Annotated in this window: 14 protein-coding genes and 3 pseudogenes; 7 read left to right on the top strand and 10 right to left on the bottom strand. The window is 72.6% G+C overall.

What is annotated here, in order from left to right:
- The first annotated feature begins 107 nt into the window (after positions 1–107).
- Positions 108–917, top strand: coding sequence for a CocE/NonD family hydrolase (locus AB0M88_RS43655; RefSeq protein ID WP_364112433.1), 810 nt, complete (start codon positions 108–110; stop codon positions 915–917).
- Between the two features lie 388 nt (positions 918–1,305).
- Here the strand turns inward: AB0M88_RS43655 and AB0M88_RS43650 are convergent, their stop codons facing one another.
- A complete protein-coding gene (locus AB0M88_RS43650; RefSeq protein WP_364112431.1) occupies positions 1,306–2,760 on the bottom strand; it encodes an L-fucose/L-arabinose isomerase family protein in 1,455 nt (484 codons plus the stop codon).
- Positions 2,761–2,991: 231 nt separating this feature from the next.
- On the opposite strand from AB0M88_RS43650, the gene AB0M88_RS43645 reads away from it, so the two are divergent.
- A complete protein-coding gene (locus AB0M88_RS43645) occupies positions 2,992–3,201 on the top strand; it encodes a tetratricopeptide repeat protein (protein WP_364112429.1) in 210 nt (69 codons plus the stop codon).
- Positions 3,202–3,242: 41 nt separating this feature from the next.
- Here AB0M88_RS43645 and AB0M88_RS43640 read toward each other — a convergent pair whose 3' ends face one another.
- From AB0M88_RS43640 to AB0M88_RS43620, 5 genes and pseudogenes are all read right to left on the bottom strand, one after another.
- Complete coding sequence (locus tag AB0M88_RS43640) at positions 3,243–3,875, bottom strand: cytochrome b/b6 domain-containing protein (protein WP_364112427.1); 633 nt, start codon at positions 3,873–3,875, stop codon at positions 3,243–3,245.
- Positions 3,853–4,575 (bottom strand): molybdopterin-dependent oxidoreductase, encoded by a 723-nt coding sequence (locus AB0M88_RS43635; RefSeq protein ID WP_364112425.1) that lies wholly within the window; start codon positions 4,573–4,575, stop codon positions 3,853–3,855. Before AB0M88_RS43635 ends, AB0M88_RS43640 begins: the two co-directional genes overlap by 23 nt.
- Positions 4,572–4,778 (bottom strand): hypothetical protein, encoded by a 207-nt coding sequence (locus tag AB0M88_RS43630; RefSeq protein WP_364112423.1) that lies wholly within the window; start codon positions 4,776–4,778, stop codon positions 4,572–4,574. Before AB0M88_RS43630 ends, AB0M88_RS43635 begins: the two co-directional genes overlap by 4 nt.
- 62 nt (positions 4,779–4,840) lie before the next feature.
- Positions 4,841–5,053, bottom strand: coding sequence for a hypothetical protein (locus tag AB0M88_RS43625; protein ID WP_364112421.1), 213 nt, complete (start codon positions 5,051–5,053; stop codon positions 4,841–4,843).
- Between the two features lie 24 nt (positions 5,054–5,077).
- Positions 5,078–5,209: pseudogene (locus AB0M88_RS43620) on the bottom strand (hypothetical protein); the annotation flags it as partial.
- A 281-nt stretch (positions 5,210–5,490) separates the two neighbouring features.
- On the opposite strand from AB0M88_RS43620, the pseudogene AB0M88_RS43615 reads away from it, so the two are divergent.
- Positions 5,491–5,652 (top strand): annotated as a pseudogene (locus tag AB0M88_RS43615) (hypothetical protein); the annotation flags it as partial.
- A gap of 105 nt (positions 5,653–5,757) precedes the next feature.
- Here AB0M88_RS43615 and AB0M88_RS43610 read toward each other — a convergent pair.
- The 4 genes and pseudogenes from AB0M88_RS43610 to AB0M88_RS43595 form a co-directional block, all read right to left on the bottom strand.
- Positions 5,758–6,540, bottom strand: coding sequence for a hypothetical protein (locus tag AB0M88_RS43610; RefSeq protein WP_364112419.1), 783 nt, complete (start codon positions 6,538–6,540; stop codon positions 5,758–5,760).
- Positions 6,541–6,617: 77 nt separating this feature from the next.
- Positions 6,618–7,526: a M56 family metallopeptidase gene (locus tag AB0M88_RS43605; protein WP_364112417.1), complete on the bottom strand. Its 909-nt coding sequence runs from the start codon at positions 7,524–7,526 to the stop codon at positions 6,618–6,620.
- Complete coding sequence (locus tag AB0M88_RS43600; RefSeq protein ID WP_364112415.1) at positions 7,523–7,891, bottom strand: BlaI/MecI/CopY family transcriptional regulator; 369 nt, start codon at positions 7,889–7,891, stop codon at positions 7,523–7,525. The genes AB0M88_RS43605 and AB0M88_RS43600 overlap by 4 nt, the downstream gene beginning before the upstream one ends.
- Positions 7,892–7,955: 64 nt before the next feature.
- Positions 7,956–8,144, bottom strand: a pseudogene (locus AB0M88_RS43595) (LuxR C-terminal-related transcriptional regulator); the annotation flags it as partial.
- A 59-nt stretch (positions 8,145–8,203) separates the two neighbouring features.
- Between AB0M88_RS43595 and AB0M88_RS43590 the strand changes: the two are divergent.
- From AB0M88_RS43590 to AB0M88_RS43575, 4 genes are read left to right on the top strand one after another with little or no spacing between them, the layout of a single operon-like run.
- Entirely contained in the window at positions 8,204–11,887 is a 3,684-nt protein-coding gene (locus AB0M88_RS43590; protein WP_364112413.1) for a hypothetical protein, read from the top strand.
- Positions 11,884–12,366, top strand: a complete 483-nt coding sequence (locus tag AB0M88_RS43585) for a tetratricopeptide repeat protein (RefSeq protein ID WP_364112411.1) — start codon at positions 11,884–11,886, stop codon at positions 12,364–12,366. The genes AB0M88_RS43590 and AB0M88_RS43585 overlap by 4 nt, the downstream gene beginning before the upstream one ends.
- Positions 12,363–13,352, top strand: coding sequence for a hypothetical protein (locus tag AB0M88_RS43580; RefSeq protein WP_364112409.1), 990 nt, complete (start codon positions 12,363–12,365; stop codon positions 13,350–13,352). The genes AB0M88_RS43585 and AB0M88_RS43580 overlap by 4 nt, the downstream gene beginning before the upstream one ends.
- On the top strand, positions 13,349–14,098 hold the full coding sequence (locus AB0M88_RS43575) for a hypothetical protein (RefSeq protein WP_364112407.1): 750 nt from the start codon (positions 13,349–13,351) through the stop codon (positions 14,096–14,098). The genes AB0M88_RS43580 and AB0M88_RS43575 overlap by 4 nt, the downstream gene beginning before the upstream one ends.
- The last annotated feature ends 118 nt before the right edge of the window (positions 14,099–14,216 follow it).

Raw genomic sequence — 14,216 nt, 5'->3', positions numbered from 1 at the left:
ACGTCCGTCACGGACGTATGCCAATCGCCCGGCCGGTACGCCGCCTTCGGCCGGCTGTGGCCGTTCATCAGGTGCATGGTGGGTCTGGGCTCCGGACACAGGTTTCGGTGAAACCCACCGATACGGCTGGTACCTCATCCCTGAAGTTCTACGACCGCTGGATCAACGGCAACACCGACGCACTCGACGACACCAAACCCGTACGCATCTTCGTCATGGGCACCAACATGTGGCGCGACGAGGACGACTGGCCGCTCCCGGACACCCAGTACACCGCCTACCACCTGCACGCGTCCGGCGGCCTGGCGACCGAGCCGCCTTCCGACACGGCGGCCGACACCTACCACTACGACCCACGCCACCGCGTCCCCACGCTCGGCGGCCACCTCTACGCCGGACTGCCCAACGTCGGCGACCCGTCGCTGGCGGCCAGCCCGGCCGACCAGTCGGCCAACGAGCAGCGGGACGACGTTCTCAGCTACACCACCGGCGTCCTCGACCACCCGGTCGAGGTGACCGGCCCGATCGAGCTCGTCCTGCACGCCGAGTCGTCGGCCGCCGACACCGACTTCATCGCCAAGCTCATCGACGTCCACCCCGACGGACGCGCCATGTTCGTCACCGAGGGCGCCCTGCGGGCCCGCTACCGCGACTCGACCGCCCACCCTTCGCCACTCGTCCCGGGCCACATCTACGAGCTGCGGTTCGAGCTGTGGGGCACCTCGAACGTCTTCCTGGCCGGGCACCGGATCCGGCTCGAGATCGCCAGCAGCAGCTTCCCCCGCTTCGACGCCAACACCAACACCGGCGGCCCGATCGGCCAGGAGTCCGAAGAGGACCTGGTCGTCGCGGTCAACCGCATCCATCACGGACCGGATCATCCGTCCCGCGTGATCCTGCCGATCATCGACCGCTGAACGAGGACACCACGCCTGAGACACTTTCGTACGCGCGTGGCTCGCCCACCGTGCCGTACGCCTGCGCGGTGTCGATGTTGCGGTACCCGGCCGTGACCGCGTACGCCGACCGCCCGATCGCGACGCCGGCGCCCCGCGCGGCGCGGCGCGGCGCCCCAGATTCCCGTCCGTGGGGCCTGGCAGCAGCGGGTGACAACGGGTCGCCGTCAGCGGCCTGTCGGCGAAGAGCCGAATTCCCCGCGGCGTTCACCGCACCCTAGCCGCGATCTCCGACGCTCCGGAGGTAAATTCGGAAGCCACCTCGTCCACGTGACCGCGGCGTCCGGCAGGCCTGCGGCTCGCCGCTTGATCACGAAGGCTGAGCTGGTCAGGTCAGGATTCGGACCGTTCACCGGTCACGGCGCGGGTCCACGAGCACCGTCGGCAGGCCGATCAGGTCGGCGACCGCTTTCAGTTCGGCCGCCCGGTGGCCGGTGCCGAGCGCCCAGTGGTGTCCGACCCCGGAGACGCTCCAGGCGTCGGTCCACTCGCCGGGGTGGCAGCCGAAGTCGACCCGGGAGGTGGTGTTGCCGATCGCCAGGTGCGGGCCGTCCACGACCTCCCCTTCAGCCACGACGAACCGGAACCGGCCGTCACGTTCCTGCCCGAGGCCGAGCAGGGTGACCGGCCCGTGCCGCACGTCGAGCTCGACCGAGACGCCGTAGCCGCGCTTGCCGTGGTAGACGCCGAGGCCGCGCAGGGTCGGGCGGCCCTGGCTGATCCCCAGGTGGGCCGGGCCGTCGTGGCCCATCTCGACCACCCCGGCCCGGAAGTCGAGCGCCTGGAACTCGGTGAACGAGCCGCCGGCGCCCAGCCGGTCGAGCACCAGCATGGCCAGCGAGGTGCGCAGCTCGTATTCGCCGACGGCCGGCACACCGCGTGCGGTGAGCAGCGACGCGCCGAGGATGAAGCCGGCCGCGACCCGCTCGTGCATCTCGCCGCCCAGCCCGCGGTGGTAATAGGCGAGGGAATCGAGCGAGAAGTCGTCGACCAGCCGGTCCAGCGCGACCGAAACCTGGGCGCCCCAGCGCAGATCCTCCTCGGCGACCGAGGGGTCGAGGGTGAAGACCTCCCGGGCCAGCGCCACCCGGGCGTCGATCTCGGCCTCCTTGACCTGCTCGGCCCGCACCCGTACGTCGTCGATCTCGAGCACCTCGATGTGGCCGCCGAGCTGGGCCGGCACCGAGGTGAGGTCGGTAGCGACGTCGAGCATGCCCGGGTAAAGGTGCCCGAGCAGGCCGTGGCGGCCGTGCCGCAGCGCGCCGGCCACCCCGGCCGCCTTCACCCAGCGTTCGATCTTGGCCCAGGCGGCCGGTTCCTCCAGGTAACCCGAGATGCTGCGGGTCTCGATGCCGCAGCGGCGGAACGCGTTGACCGTCTCGGGCAGCGGGCAGGCGCCGCAGTAGGCCAGCCACTGCCCGGTGTCGAAGGTGGCGTGGTCCATGACCTCGGTCGGCTGAAGGTTGAGCAGCAGCACCGGAGCTCCGCTGCGCTGGGCCACCGGCACGAGCATGGTGGCGGTCATGTACGTGGTGAGAAACGCGACGATCAGGTCGCACCCGGCCACCCGGAGCTTATCGGCCGCGGCGGCACCCTCCTCGGCGTCGGAGATGAACCCGACGTCGACGACCTCACAGTCCAGGTCACGCATCCGCTGCGCGACCCGGTCGGCGGAACGCCGCAACTGGGGCAGCAGACCAGGAAACTGTGGCCAGTAGGCACCCAGGCCCCCGGCGATCACCCCGACCCGGGTACGCCGCCCGGGTGCCGGGACGGACTCGGAGGAATTCTGCGTCATGGTCATCGCGTCCTGCCTTTCCGCCCGGCGGCCGGACGGGTCCACGCCGGTCGGGAGTCGCGGCGAGCTTGCGAGAGATCGGTTGTAACGTTTCATGGCACCCTAGGCGACGAGATCAGAAGGCGTCAACGCCGCGCCGAAGGCTCAGAAACAGGCTTGCGACGCTGCGGCGCGCCCGGGAGGCCTTACGCAGGCCCCTACCGCGTCGACGCCGACACGCTGGAACGGTCCGAGCGGATGCTGGGCCCCGAGCACCCTTCGACGCTGGCCTGTTCGCTGAACTACGCCTTCGACCTGAGCGCGGTCGGCCGCTCCGCCGAGGGGCGGCAGCGCTTCGAGGCTGTGATCGACGCCTACCGCCGGGTGCTGGGCCGCGAGCACCCGGCGATCGTGGCCGCTCTGGCGGGTCAGCGGGCCAACTGTGACGTCGACCCGATGCCGCTCTGACCGTCCACATTCGTGGCTGAGGAACCGCCAGCAGCGGCTGGTCATTCGTCGGGCCGCTCCCACAGCGCGTGATGGCGTTTCGCCCACGCACGGGAGACGAAGCCGGTGCGGAGTCCTCGCCGTGCCTCCGGGTCGTTGGAGGCCATCCAGATGTGCCCGATGACCGCAACGCCGAACAGCAGCGCACCCCAGTCGTGGACGAAGGTCGCCCCGGTACGGGTTACCAGCGGTGTGAGTCTCGGGAACCACATGATCAGGCCGGTACCCGTCATGACCAGGATCGCTCCGCCGGTGAGGGCGGCGAACATCTTCTGGCCCGCGTTGAACTTGCCCGACGGGTGGTCGCGGCGGCGCAGGGTGCCCCGCAGCCAGCCCCGGTCGTACGGGCCGAAACGGTTCAGCCGGGCCAGGTCCATCCGGAAGGCGCGCGAGAACAGGCCGGCCGCCAGCGGAATCAGGGACGTGATGCCGGCCCACTTGTGCACGGTGACCAGCAGGTCACGCCGGCCCGACAGCTCGGCCAGCAGAGGAATGTACAGGAAGGCGGCGGTGATCATCGTGATGCCGAGCAGCGCCGCCGTGCCCCGGTGGATCCACCGCTCGGCGACGGTGAAGCGCCGGATCAGGGCCTCGACGGCGGGCGGAGCGGAGTCAGGACGTCGGATGATCTTCACGTCCGTTCGATCGGCCGACCCAGCCGTCGACGTCGTAGCCGCGCTTCTCCCAATAGCCGGGAGTCACCTTGTCGGTGACGGTGATCCCCGAGAGCCACTTGGCCGACTTGTAGAAGTACATCGACGCCGCGTACAGCCGCACCGGGCCGCCGTGGGCGGCGGTGACCGGCTCGTCCTGCATCTCGTAGGCGACCAGCATGTCCGGGCGTCCGGCCTGCTCCAGGGTGAGGCTCTCACTGTAGACACCGTCGAAGCAGGTGAATCGCAGCGCCGTCGCGCCCGGCCGGACACCGGCCGTGGCCAGCAGATCGGAAAGACGCACCCCGGCGAAGGCGGTCTTGGCGACCCGCCACCCGGTGACGCATTGGACGTCGCGGACCAGGCGCGTACGCGGCATCGCCCGCAGCTGCGCCAGCGTGTACGTGCCCGGGTGGTCGACGAGCCCGTCCACGGTCAGCCGGTAGCCGGCGGCCGAGCGGTGCGGGATGCTCTCGGCGACGGAGTAGAAGCGGAAACCGCCGCCGCCCGGCAACAACCCGGTCAGGCCCGTCGGGTCCCGGCTGCTGATGCCGGCCAGCACGCCGTCGGTCAGCTTCTGCGCCCGTGAGCCCACGGCCACTCCGAGCGCACCGAGCGCGGCCACACCCAGGACGATCCGGCGCCCGACCGGTCGTCCGGCCCGGTCGTCCGGCTCGCTCAACGCCGCGTGCCCGTACGCCGCCGCCGGAAGCCGCCGACCAGGAGCACCAGGCCCACGACGGCCACCACCAGCCCGATCACCAACCACTGGGACTTTCCGTTCATGCCGCCGCTGCCGCCGGTGGCGCCGGAACCCTGCAGGATCCAGACCACCCCGATCAGCAGCAGCAGCGCCCCGCCGACGACCCGTACCCAGCTCTTCATTCAGTTCACCTGTCCCGGTAGCAGCCACGCTCGGACACCGACCGGATCCCGGTCCTCGTCAGCTAGGCGCTCGTCGAGCGTACGACGCCCTGGTCCGCGGGCGGATCCTGGTGCGCCGCGCGGAACGGTCCCATCTGCGCCGGGGTGAAGGCGTTGGTGCTGTTCTTGTCGGCGCCGAGGACGTTCGGGGCGGCCACGCCGATGGCCGCCCAGGCCGCCAGGACGCCGAGGCTCTTGAGCCAGTCGCTGCGCCGGATGGGCCCCCGCGCCCGCAACGCGCCGATGTAGGTCAGGCCGATCGGCAGGTGCAGCAGGGCCGCGGTCAGCAGGCCGGGGCGGTAGTACTTACGCCCGGTGAGGCTGGGCGCCAGAAGACCGTGGGCGACGGCTTGAGTGATGCCGAGGACAGCCGGCGGGAGCCCGAGCCATTTGACGGTGGGGAAGAGGTGGCGGCCTGACCGCCTGGCAGGCCCTGTTCGACCACGCCGGGCTGACCGCCGGTCAGACGATCCTGATCAACGGCGCGGGCGGCAACGTCGGCACCTACGCCGTCCAGCTCGCCCACCGCACCGGCGCGCACATCACCGCGACCGCCGGCCCGCGCAGCGCCGCCAAGGTGAAGGCCCGCGGCGCCGACGAGATCATCGACTACACCGCCACCCCGGTCACCACGGCCGCCGCCGGCAAGAAGTACGACGTCGTGTTCAACCTCGTGCCGAACACGCCCGACGAGGCGGCCTCCGGCATCGGAGAGACCACCGCCCGGGTCCTGCATGACGCCGGGGCGCTCCCGGTCCTCGCCGCCCGGCGGGCCGAACGGCTCACCGCGCTGAGCGCCGAGCTGGGCGGTGCGCTGGCGGTCCCCACCGACGTTAGGGATCCTTCGTCGCAGGCGGCGCTGGTGCAGGCGGCGGTGGACCGGCACGGCCGCGTCGTCAGCGTCAGCTCGGGCACCCGCACGGCCCCGAGCGGCCGGAGCTCACCGAGCCCGGTGCGGCTGATCAGACGCCGTCACCGTCACCCACGCCACCAGGATGACGATCACCAGGAGGGCCACCCAGGTCACCGTGCCGTCACCGAAGCCCACTCCACGGCCGACGCTGTGCGGCTTGCCCAGCCAGTCGGCGATCGAGGCGCCCAGCGGGCGGGTGAGCACGTAGGCGGTCCAGAACGTCACGACCGAATTGATCCGCAGCGCGAAGCCCAGCAACGGGATCACCATGAGCGCCGCGAAGAGCACCGCGGAGTCGAAGAAGCCCAGCTTCATCTCGGTCGCGGTCAGATCGCCCGCGGCGGTGCCCAGGGCGAAGGTGAGCAGCACGGTCAGCCAGTAGAACCGTTCCCGGCGCGGGGTGGTGATGCTGTGGATGGACAGCGTGCCCTCGGTTCGGTACCACCAGAAGAACACCACCGCCAGCGCGATCGCATAGCCCGCCGTCGACACGGCGTACGGGATGCCGAGCACGACATGGACGATGTCGGCGGCCATGGTGCCGAAGACCGCGACCATGGCGACGGCGGACCAGTAGATCGGCGCCGAATAGCCGGGCGTGCGCAGCTGCCACCAGATCGCCCCGGCGAAGCCGAGCACGCCGATGAGGGCGGCCACGACGAGGCTGATCGAACCGAGATAGTCCGAGGCCGCCTCGCCCATGCCGGTGGTGAGCACCTTGATCACCCAGAACAGCACGGTGATCTGGGGAACCTTGGCCACGAACCCGCGGTCGACCACGGCTCGGGTTTGTTCGTAAGTCGGGTGCATGCCGTCCCTATCTCGGTCGTCAGTCAGAGGCGCGCCCGATAGTAACGACATTTCTTGTAGAAGTTCTGTGACCTGCCTCAGCCGGCGTGCGCCGCGTCGAAGATGCCGTCCGTCGTGCGCTGCATCAGCACCAGGGCCACCACCGCCCCGGCCAGGAACACCACCAGCGCGATCGCCGCCAGGCGGCCGCCCGGCGATTCCGGCTTCAGCAGGGCACGGACGCGGACGGGAACGTCTCCGCCGCCGGCATCCAGCAGGACCCCGGCCGACGCGGAGGAGCCGTGCTTTTTCAGAAGCGAAACCCGGGCTACCGTACGCGCGACCAGCCGCCGGTCACCCGTCTGAGTGGCGGCGTCCTCATCCGCCCATCGCTCCATGGCGTGCTCCGCGGCCCGCCGTACGCCGCGCAGCAGCGGATTGACCGCGACGGTCAGCCGGATAGCCAGAGTCCACCAGGCGTGCGCATGCCGGCGGTGGGCCCGCTCGTGGACGAGCAGGGCCTCGCGCTCGGCGGGATCGAGCGCCTCCAGCAGGGCGGTCGTGACGACGACGCGGCCCCGCCGGCCCGGTGTGACGAACGCCTCGATCCGTTCGTCGTCGAGCACGAGCACATCGTCGCCGTGCGGGCGGCCGACGGCAGCCCGGACCGCCCGGTGTCCCGCAACGGTGCGCCACCCGCAGACCACGAGCGAGGCGGCCGCCGCGACGAGCAGGCCTCCGGCGAGGATGGCCGCGTCCGGCGGGATCGGGCTGTCGGCGTGCAGCTTGCCGGCGCTCAGCCTGCTCAGGGCGGCTAACGCCGGGTCCTGGAACGCCCAGGTCGCGGCGGCGGAACCGAGCACGAACACGCCCGCCGCGGTCAGCGCCAGCGCCGCGCTGACGGTGAGCCGGACCGCGGCCGCGGGCCGCGCGGCCGGCGCCAGCCGGGGCGCGGTCACCGCGAAGCCGGCGCACAGCACCAGCCACACCGCCGCGGCGACGATCACGCGCGTCCCCGGCGGTTCTCGCGCAGGACCTCGAGCAGCAGTTGCTCGTCGTCGTCGGACAGGTCGCCGACGAACCGGGCCAGGGCGGCGGAGCGGTTCCGGTCGGAATCCAGCAGCCGGCGCATCCGCCACGCGGTCACCTCGGCCGGATCGCGCACGATCGAATACCGGTGAGCACGGCCGTCCCGCCGCCGAACCACCAAGCCCTTGCCGGCCAGCCGGCTGAGCACGGTCACCACCGTCGTGTAGGCCAGTCCCTCCCCCAGCCCGGCCCGCACCTCGGCCACGCTCAACGCCCCGGCGGCCGTGTCGAGCACCGCCAGGATCTCGGACTCCAGGCCGCCGAACGGTCGTCGCTCACTCACCCGGGCGCCCTCCGTCTCGCGTACCGAAATCTGGTCTTGAATTGTGCCCCTCATGACGCGCCGTTCAATGGCTCGGGGTGGTGAGCCCGTTCTCGTAGGCGAAAATGACCGCCTGCACCCGGTCCCGCAGACCCAGCTTGGCGAGCACCCGGGCGACGTGGGTCTTGACGGTGGTTTCCGAGAGGGTGAGCCGGTCGACGATCTCCTGGTTGGTGAGGCCCGCCGCCATTTCCGCGAACACCTGCCGTACTCGTCCAGGTCGGAGGTGGAGAGGCACGGGCTCGGCTGGAGACACGGGGCTACCCTGGGCGGATGACGGACCGGTCGCTGCCCGAACCGGTCTACCAACGGGTCGAGGCGGTCAGCGGATTCGCGTACGGTGCCGTCGGCGCGGACATTCACGTGTTCGGCGACGGCTCGCCCGTCTACCTTCTGCGCCGCCGCGTCCGGCCGGCCGCGGGTGATTCCGAGTGGCTACGCGCTCAGCCCAGCCGGATGCTGGACTTCCGGGCCGGGACGGTCGAGTTCACCGGCCGCGAGACCGAACTGGACCTGCTGCGGTCCTGGATGAACGCGTCGTCGGCGTTCTCGGTGCGCTGGCTGCACGGCGCGGGCGGCCAGGGCAAGTCACGCCTGGCGGCCCGGCTGGCCGACGAGTTCGGCGAGTCCGGCTGGCTGGTGGTCGACGCGGTGCACGCCGCCGACACCTATCCGCCGGCCGAGGGCAGCCAGGACCTGCGGCTCGGCGACCGGCCCGGTCTGCTGGTCGTCGTCGACTACGCCGACCGCTGGCCCGTGGCCGACCTGGCCTGGCTGTTCCAGAACCGCATCATGCGCCAGCAGGTTCCCGTACGCGTGCTGCTGCTGGCCCGCTCGGTCGAGCCCTGGCCGCCGGTGCGGGCCAAGCTGCACCGGCTCGCCGAGTACGTGGACGTCTCCGACCAATACCTGGCGCCGCTGCCCTCGCCCGGCCCGGAGAGCGCCGCCCTGTTCCGCGCCGCCCGCGACGGTTTCGCGCGGCACTACCCGTCCGTGCCCGGCCAGGCCGAGATCACGCCGCCGGCCGAGTTCGGCCTCACGCTCGCGATCCTGATGTCCGCCCTGGTCGCCGTCGACGCCCGCCACCGTGGCCACGAGACGCCACGCGACCTGCTCGGGCTCACGACGTACCTGCTGGACCGGGAGTACGAGAACTGGGAGGAGCTGTCCCGCGACGAGGGCGCGGTCGACGCCCGGACGATGCGGCGCCTCGCGTTCTGCGCGACGCTGGCCGGACCGATGCGCCGCGACCGCGCGACCCAGCTGCTGGCCTCCCTGCCCTTCCGCGGCCCACCCGGCGTCCTCGTCGACCAGCACCTGCGCAGCTTCCCGGCCGGCGTGGGCGACGCCGGCAACGTGCTGCAGCCGATGCTGCCTGACCTGCTGGCCGAGGAGTTCGTCGCGCTGTCGCTGCCCGGCTCCCCGGTCAGCGGCTACCCGGCCGACATCTGGTCGGTCACCGCGGCGAGCGATCTGCTCGACCGGGTCGACGGCGCCGCTCCGCCCCACACTCCCCGCGCGCTCGCCGTCCTGACCGCCGCCGCCCGGCGGTGGCCGCACGTCGGCGACGAGCTGCTGTTCCCGTTGCTCCGGCGCGATCCGGGCCTGGTCATCGACGGCGGCGGGGCGGCCCTCGCCAACCTGGTCGAGATCGACCGGCTCGACGCCGACGTGCTGGAGAGCCTGGGCTGGCAGGTCTACGAACACGGTCACCTCGAGACGGTCGCGGACGCGGCGGCCGACTTCACCGAGCGGTGGGTCATGGAACGCGAGGTGCCGGGCGGCGACCCCGATCCGGCCGCGTTCCACCAGCTGGCGCGGGGCATCGGCGCCGCCCGCGCGGGACGTCACTCGGAGGCGTTGCGGGCGCTCCGCGAGGGCGTCGACGGCTACCGGCAGCGCTACGCCGCCGATCCGTCCCAGCGGCGGCACCTGGCGTCGGCCCTGGACAAGCTCGGCAGCGTCGAGGCGATCACCCACGAGCACGACCGGGCCGCGCTCGCCTTCCGGGAGTCGGCGGCGCTCTACCGTACCGGCTGCGACCAGGGCGAACCGGAGCGCGAGCTGCTCGCCTTCGCGTTGGGGGCCTATGCCCTGGCCCTGGTCCGGCGCGCGCGCACCGACGAGGCCAAGGCGGTGATCCGTGAGTCGGGCGACCATCACCGTACGGCGTTGGCCTCGGACCCGGCGCCCGGCCGGATGTCCATGCTGGTGGCGACCGACATCCTGTGCGCGGAGGCGCTTCGCGGGGCGGGCGAGCCGCTGGCCGCGGCGGCCCGGGCCGACCGCGCCCTCACGCACCTGGCCTCCGGCTCCTGTCCGCGAGCGGACGTCCTGCTGCCCGAGGCTCTGCTGTCCAGGTCCCGGATCAGCGAGAGCCTCCACCAGAACGAGGAGGCGGCCGACGCGGCCCGCCGGGCCGCCGGGCTCTACCGCGAACTCACGGACGTGCGGGGGTTCAACCGCCTGCGGTACGTCGAGGCGCTGCAGCAGTGGCACGACGTCGCCCGGTTCACCGACCGCCGGGACGAGGTGCGGGCCAGCCTGGACGAGCTGAAGGCGCAGGCGCTCCGGCTGGCCGGCGAATATCGGGACAGCGCGCCCACGCCGCTGAAGAAGGCGCTCGACGCCGAACAGCACGGGCGCTCCGCGCTCGCCCGCGAGTGGGGCGATCCGACCGAGATCGCGGCCGCCGCGGAACGTCAGGCGAGACACGGGAACTGGGCCGCGGTCTGGGAACTGGCGACCTCGGCCCCGCTGGACGACGCCGTCCTCGTCGCGCGCCTGATCCCCCTGGACCGCTGGCGACCCGACGGCGACGAGGCGGCGCGGCTCGCGGCCCGGCTCGCGGCGGCCGATCCCCGGCGCGTCGGCGACGCCATCGCCCGCTTCGCGGACGAGGCGGTGATCCACATTGCCGCGGTCGAGCACCCGTCGGACGTTTCTTTCGCCCGGCCGGAGCCGGTCGCGGTCTTTTCCGTACGCTCGGGGGCCGGCCACGAACGCCTGGTGCAGCGCGACCTGACCGGCACGGCCGAGACCGCGCTGTACCGGGGATCAGCCCGGCACACCGCCCTGGCGTCCCTCGGCCCCGGTCATCTGGTGGCGATCCGCGGCGACCCGGACGGGGCGGCCCTCGTGCGCTACCGGGACGGGCGGGCCGAGGTGCTCGCCCGGCGGCCCGAACTCGGAACGGCCCGGCTGCTGACCACCGGGGACGGCGTGGTCGTGGCGCTCGGACAGCGGGCCGGCCTGCTGCTTTGCGGCGACCACGGGGTAACGGAACTCGGGCCCGGCGGTGTCCCCGCCGCGGTCGCACCGGGCGGCCGGAGGATCGCGTTCGCCGACGGCCGCGGCATCACGGTGACCGACGCGGTCCGGGCGACTCAAGAGGCCTACGAGCTGCATCCCGAATACCTCGGCGACGTCGGCGACCTGGCGTTCGTCTCCGACTCCGAGCTGATCACGGCCGGCGCGGCGGGCGGCCTGGCCCGGTGGGAGATCGCCGGCGGTCACCTGATCCAGGTGGCCGACGCCGACACCGCCCCGCTCACCGACCTGTTCGCGGTGCCCTCCTGGCGGCTGGCCGGCGGCCGGGCGGCGGCCGGGGAGCGGCATACGCTGCTCGACTCCGTGTTCCTCCGGACGGCACCGGCCACGGCCCGGATCCCCGGCCCGGGGCCGCTTCGCGTGGTGACCACCTCGGCCGACGGCCGCTATCTGCTGTGGAGCGGCCGGCTGACCACCGGCGCCGGGTGGAGGGGACAACGGCCACGGCCGGTAACTCGTATCATCGATCTGCGTCATCCCGGCACCGCGCTGCGGCGGCCGCTGGCGTCGCTGACTCCGGCCGATGTCCGGGATCTCGACGCCGTCGCCGCGACCGGATCCCGCCGGGAGATCGTGGCGACGGCCGTGGCCGTCGCGCGCTGGCGGATCGGGAGCGGGGTGCGATGACGGAGCAGAACGGGCGGGCGGTCCGAGACATCTCGCAGTTGGTCGACATCTCCGTCCGTAAGGTCGGCGACACGGCCGCGACCAGCGACGACGGCAACTGGGACGCGGCCGAGGCGACGCTGACGTCCGCGTTCACCTCGCTGCCCGACCGAAGGGCCCGGTCCGACGTGGACGCCGGCGCCGAACGGGCCGAGTTGTTCGCCGCCCACCGCGCCGCGGGGCGGTGGGCCGACGCCGTCACCGTGGCCGAGGAGATCGTGGCCGATCACCGGCGATACTACGGCCGGCACCACTACCGGACGGTGGGGTGGACGGTCCGGTGCGGCGAGGCACACCTGCGGGCCGGCGACCCGGGCCGGGCCGAGCCGCTGCTCCGGTTCGCGCTGACCGCCCTGGAGTCGCTGCGGGGCGACACCGATCCCGAGACCGGGCAATGCCGGCGATTGCACGGCGCCGCCCTTCGGGGGGTGAGTCAGTGAGCCGCGACGGCCATCCGAATCGCAAGGTGCGGCGGGCGTTCGAGCAGATGCAGGCCACCAACTCGGAGGCGGTCCGACTGCGGCGGGCCGGGCGGGACGCGGCCGCGCTCAACGCCGCCGAACGGGCCGTCCGCGAGTGCGAGGCGCTGTGCGCGATGGACCCGATCTACCGGTCGTCGCTGATCACGGTCCTGCTCAACGCCGCCTCCCTGGCCCGGCTGAACGAGGACGTGCTCTCCTGGCTCCACTACGCCGCGCGGGGGATGGCCACCGCGTACGAGATCGAGGACTCCACCGGGCGGGCGCCGGCCGAGGCCGAGCGTGCCGTCACCGACTTCGAGGCGACGACGTTCGCCCTGTCCTTCGGCCGCGACACGGACCTCCTGCGGGAGAGCCTCACGACCGTACGCGACGGCACGAGCGCCGAGCGGCGGGCGGCGGTGCTGGAGACCGTCGAGCTGACCCTGCGGATCGGCGATCGGCATCGGAGGGCCGGTGCGGCCGAGGTCGCCATCGGCCACTACAACGCGGCCACGGTGCTCACCGAGGCCTGCCACACGCTGGGCCCGGCCTTCGTGGCCGCGGACTGCGCGGCGTGGATGAGCCTGGGCGAGGCCCGGGTGATGACGACCGAGTTCCGGCCGGGCGGCCGCGAGTCAGCGTCCCGGGCCTGCTCGCGGGCGCTGAACTCGCTCAACGACTTCTTCCGCACCGAGGAGGTCGGGATCATCATGACCCTGATCGACGAGTTGCCGGCCGCCGCCGAGCTGAAGCGGCGCTGCGCCCTGGCCGGCGACATGCTCGTCCGCTACTCCGGTGTGCTCGACGCTCTCGGCCACGAGTCGGCGTCGATCGGCATGGAGGTCAGCGGCCGCACCCTGCTCGAACCGCTGGGCCGGGTCGAGCGGGTGGATCTCGACATCCGGCGGGACATGGCGGTGGAGAAGTTCAACGAGGTCGAACTCAGCTTCACCGAGAAGCCATGATCACTGTCCTGTTCCTGGCCGCGAACCCTCTCGACACCGCTCGCCTGCGGCTCGACGAGGAGGTCCGCCACATCACCCGCAGCATCCGCGCCGCCGAGTTCCGCGACGAGATCCGCATCGTGCCCTGGTTCGCCGCCCGCCCGGACGACCTCGTCCAGGGCCTTCTCGAGCACCGGCCTCAGATACTGCACTTCAGCGGCCACGGCGACCCGGCCGGCGAGATCCGCTTCATCGGCGACGACGGCGGCAGCCGGCCGGTCGGCCAGGAGGCGCTGGGCCGCATCCTCCGGGTGCTCCGGGACGTACGCGTCGTGGTCCTCAACGCGTGCCACAGCGCCGCCCAGGCATCGGTGATCGCGGACCAGGTCGACGTCACGATCGGGATGAGCCGCGCGATCGGCGACCGGACGGCGACCGCGTTCGCGGGTTCGTTCTACCGCGCCCTCGGCTTCGGCCTGTCGGTCGAGGACGCGTTCGAGCTCGGGGTGGCGACGCTGCCGCTGGAGAGCATTCCGGGCGAGGACGTCCCGCAGCTGTTCGTCCGCGACGCCGCCACGTCACCCCATCTGCTGCTGGGCGCGTCGCCGCCGGCCACCCCGCAATCCTGGGTGCAGCACGTCACGAGCTCCGCGCCCGGCGCGATCGCTCAGGGCGCCGTCTTCGGCAACGTGATCAACCACCCCTCCCCCGGTCACCGGAGGTCCACCCCAGAGCCCCCGTCCGAGGCCGGGCCGCCGACCGGTTGACCCCGACGCGCTGGTCAGGAGCCGCATCCCGAGCGGCGTGAGAGTGTGCCGGCCGGCCCGACGGGTGGCGGCGCGAGGCCGGCCTCGCCCGCGGCGGGGGGGGGGGGGCGCGCGCGGC

Source organism: Actinoplanes sp. NPDC051411 (assembly GCF_040682075.1).
Taxonomy (GTDB): domain Bacteria; phylum Actinomycetota; class Actinomycetes; order Mycobacteriales; family Micromonosporaceae; genus Actinoplanes.
The sequence above is the reverse complement of the archived record's forward strand: the minus strand, read 5'-3'. Positions and strand labels throughout refer to the sequence as shown.

Excerpts from the sequence above, each read along its gene's own strand:
- AB0M88_RS43630 (WP_364112423.1), bottom strand. The coding sequence starts at position 4,778 with ATGAAGAGCTGGGTACGGGTCGTCGGCGGGGCGCTGCTGCTGCTGATC.
- AB0M88_RS43575 (WP_364112407.1), top strand. The coding sequence starts at position 13,349 with ATGATCACTGTCCTGTTCCTGGCCGCGAACCCTCTCGACACCGCTCGC.
- AB0M88_RS43650 (WP_364112431.1), bottom strand. The coding sequence starts at position 2,760 with ATGACCATGACGCAGAATTCCTCCGAGTCCGTCCCGGCACCCGGGCGG.
- AB0M88_RS43610 (WP_364112419.1), bottom strand. The coding sequence starts at position 6,540 with ATGCACCCGACTTACGAACAAACCCGAGCCGTGGTCGACCGCGGGTTC.
- AB0M88_RS43645 (WP_364112429.1), top strand. The coding sequence starts at position 2,992 with ATGCTGGGCCCCGAGCACCCTTCGACGCTGGCCTGTTCGCTGAACTAC.
- AB0M88_RS43590 (WP_364112413.1), top strand. The coding sequence starts at position 8,204 with ATGACGGACCGGTCGCTGCCCGAACCGGTCTACCAACGGGTCGAGGCG.
- AB0M88_RS43585 (WP_364112411.1), top strand. The coding sequence starts at position 11,884 with ATGACGGAGCAGAACGGGCGGGCGGTCCGAGACATCTCGCAGTTGGTC.